This is a genomic window from Salinivibrio sp. SS2 (assembly GCF_001722075.1).
GTDB classification, from domain to species: domain Bacteria; phylum Pseudomonadota; class Gammaproteobacteria; order Enterobacterales; family Vibrionaceae; genus Salinivibrio; species Salinivibrio proteolyticus.
The window spans coordinates 1-2,868 of the sequence record NZ_MEBP01000038.1; the positions used below are offsets into that span (position 1 = coordinate 1).

General features: G+C 41.9%; 4 protein-coding genes and 1 pseudogene. 4 read left to right on the forward strand and 1 reads right to left on the reverse strand.

All coding sequences use genetic code 11. From position 1 onward, the window contains the following. From BGK46_RS02260 to BGK46_RS02275, 4 genes are all read left to right on the forward strand, one after another. Positions 1–245: IS30 family transposase (locus BGK46_RS02260; protein WP_139130713.1), on the forward strand; the 245-nt coding region annotated here is incomplete at its 5' end. Between the two features lie 23 nt (positions 246–268). Further along, the gene (locus BGK46_RS02265) at positions 269–1,357 is read left to right on the forward strand and encodes a phospholipase effector Tle1 domain-containing protein (RefSeq protein ID WP_175418626.1); all 1,089 of its coding nucleotides are present in this window, start codon (positions 269–271) and stop codon (positions 1,355–1,357) included. Beyond that, positions 1,335–2,090: a DUF2931 family protein gene (locus BGK46_RS02270; RefSeq protein ID WP_254659644.1), complete on the forward strand. Its 756-nt coding sequence runs from the start codon at positions 1,335–1,337 to the stop codon at positions 2,088–2,090. The genes BGK46_RS02265 and BGK46_RS02270 overlap by 23 nt, the downstream gene beginning before the upstream one ends. 139 nt (positions 2,091–2,229) lie before the next feature. Further along, a complete protein-coding gene (locus BGK46_RS02275; protein ID WP_069586858.1) occupies positions 2,230–2,598 on the forward strand; it encodes a DUF2931 family protein in 369 nt (122 codons plus the stop codon). Positions 2,599–2,745: 147 nt separating this feature from the next. Here BGK46_RS02275 and BGK46_RS17350 read toward each other — a convergent pair. Further along, positions 2,746–2,868: pseudogene (locus BGK46_RS17350) on the reverse strand (IS5/IS1182 family transposase); the annotation flags it as partial.

The following is a 2,868-nucleotide window of genomic DNA, read 5'->3' on the forward strand; positions in this document are numbered from 1 at the left end:
GGTGCGGTAAGGTGTTTAAGTCTTATTCATCCTGGGAGCGAGGTTTAAACGAAAACAGTAACGGGCTGCTCAGGCAGTATATTCCCAAGGGCACTGACCTGCGTGAAATCACAGAAGAAGAGGTGATGCAAGCTGTGGCCCGCTTGAATGCTCGACCAAGAAAATGTCTTGGTTTTAGGCAGCCTAGCGTTATCTTTAACAAGTTATGTCAGGCTGCAGACGAGAGTGTTGCACTTCGCAGTTGAATCCGCGCTTCATTAATTATGTCTTGAAGGAAAATAAAAAAGGTGTATATCAAGATAGCCCATTCGTAAGAGGGTTTAAACGAGCTTGTTTTCACGCTAATTTACCGATAGCATTTGATTTTGATTGGTTGGAAAGTGACCATGATAAAGCATGTATGGAAATAACGTTTGCAGGCTTATTTGATACTGTAGCATCGGTTATTGACGGCTTAGATACGATGGATTTCTCTACCCATAATACTAAGCATGGTTTGGTAGAACTATGGATTGATCCAAAACGTGTTCGTCGCGCGGTACACCTAACTGCACACCCAGACACAGAGTATCGTTATGACTTTAGCCTCAACCACCTAAATAATGTGGCGCTAGGCGAGTTAGTCAGTGCAGAACAACGATCGAAAGCGGAGCCACCTGTCGCGCATTTTCATGAATTTGTCGTCCCGGGAAGTCACTCGGATATTGGCGGAGGCTATAAATCACGTCTAAGCTACGATCACCGTGACTATTTATTGCCTGTATTCGAAAAAGTGCTTGTTAAATCAATCAGCAAGCGATATTCCTTTTCGTTAGGGACAAAAGAAAAAGTAAAGAATGAGGTTTTAACGCTGCTTAATGAATACAAAGAAAAAGATAAAAAAGTAGGCTGGCGTGATGAAGACTACATCATTGAAACCAAAGAACGCATTGGCAAGGACAGTGGTCAAATAACTGGTAAGCTATATATAAATCGCCAAGTGGAAGGTGAGCTATCTCGTTTGTATTTGCGTATTATGTATGGTTTGGCTGAGTTTTATGGTGTGCCAGTTCATGATGAAGATGGAGTTCTATGGACTGACCCTCAATACAAACTATATACGGTATCCCCTATCAATAAAGTAGGGAATTCTAGTTTCGAGTTCGTTGATTTAAATAGTAAGGTCCTAGAACTATCGAAGTGTGGTGATATTTCTTCACTAAGCTCAATCCTAGAAAGCGAAGCGCTAGTGAAGAAGCTAGCATATACAAATTTAATTCACCATTCTTCAAAAGATAGTCTAGGCTTTAGACCACATTGGGATGACGAATCTAACTGCTATAGGAGGGCAAGCTTTGCCTGTACTAAAGAAATATAAAAAAACACTGATAACCCTGCTTGCATTGTTTTTATTAATTGGCTGTGAAGAAAACGAGCTTCTACCTGGTGATCCTTGGCAGGTTTCTGTGGTAACGCCTTCATTTTACCCCATTTATATCACACAAGCGTATGGTGTGAACGAAGAACAAGACTGGACAATGCCGCTCCATGGTCTAGCCCAGACGATGAGAAAAAGCGAGCTAGAGTATGTGCGCAGTATTTTTCCCGACTATGATGGATTTGGTTTTCCTTTGTCGATATTGGCCGGTGTAAGTGGAAGTCAATTAGGCTCAGCAAATAAACACTTACCGGATAGTATTTATATATATTGGACATCACTCATTAATATGCGTTTCTTTGTGACTAAATATGATCTTTCACCGAAGGTTAAGGAGTTAATGGCGAAAAAGTTGCATTATACACGAAGTGATGGCTCCAAAGGACTTCCTTGTTATCGAACCGAATTATTCTTTGGTATGTTACCTAATGGAAAAGCCAAAGTATGGCTGTGGGGTTGTGAGAAATTTATCTATTTGGCAGAGCTGGATCCAGCACGAGAGAAAGATCGTGACCAAAATGGTACGACTGCCGACGAGTATAGACAAGGTTCCACACCGCAAAGAGTTCGGCAGCGTGGAATAGATGCAGGTGTATCGACTGTCCCCATCCCATGGGAGAAAGTGGGCAAAGTTTATAGCAAAAATACAGTCGAGTTGCTCAGTGAGCAGTAATGGTGGGTAGCTCGACGTGATATCTCCATACATTTATCACAGACTTTAAATTCTCATCGCCCAGTGAGTGAGTAGCATCCACTGGGCGGTATGTTCACTCTATTGAGATGATGGATAAAGCTCAAAAGGACAACGATTTTTGCCTGCACTAAATAAATATAGAAAAACACTGATAACCCTGCTTGCGTTGTTTTTATTAATTGGGTGCAAAGAGAACGAGCCTCTACCTGGTGATCCTTGGCAGGTTTCTGTAGTAACGCCTTCATTTTATCCCATTAAAATCACACAAGCGTATGGTGTAAATACAGAGCAAGACTGGACAATGCCGCTCCATGGTCTAGCCCAGACGATGAGAAAAAGCAAACTAGAGCATGCGCGCATCGTATTCCCCGATTACGATGGATTTGGATTTCCAATATCATTACTTACTGGTGTCCGTGGGCGCCAACTGGGCTCAGCTAATAAACACTTACCGGATAGTATATATATATTGGACGTCACTAATTAATATGCGTTTTTTTGTGACTAAATATGGCGTTGTTTCCTAAATCATTGAACTTATCACTCTAGCGGCGATCAGATCATCAACGCCTCAAAACGGCGTTGTTGATCAAATCATTCACCTAACGCACTGATCCCAATGGGGTTGCCCCCATCAATCAACTCGGTAACTAACAGGCATACCAAGTCTTATGACTTTGTTTATTGCTTTCACGTTGGCCAATGCTTCGCCAACTTGTGCATCGTAATCACGTAGTGTCAGCTGAGAGCTGATTAA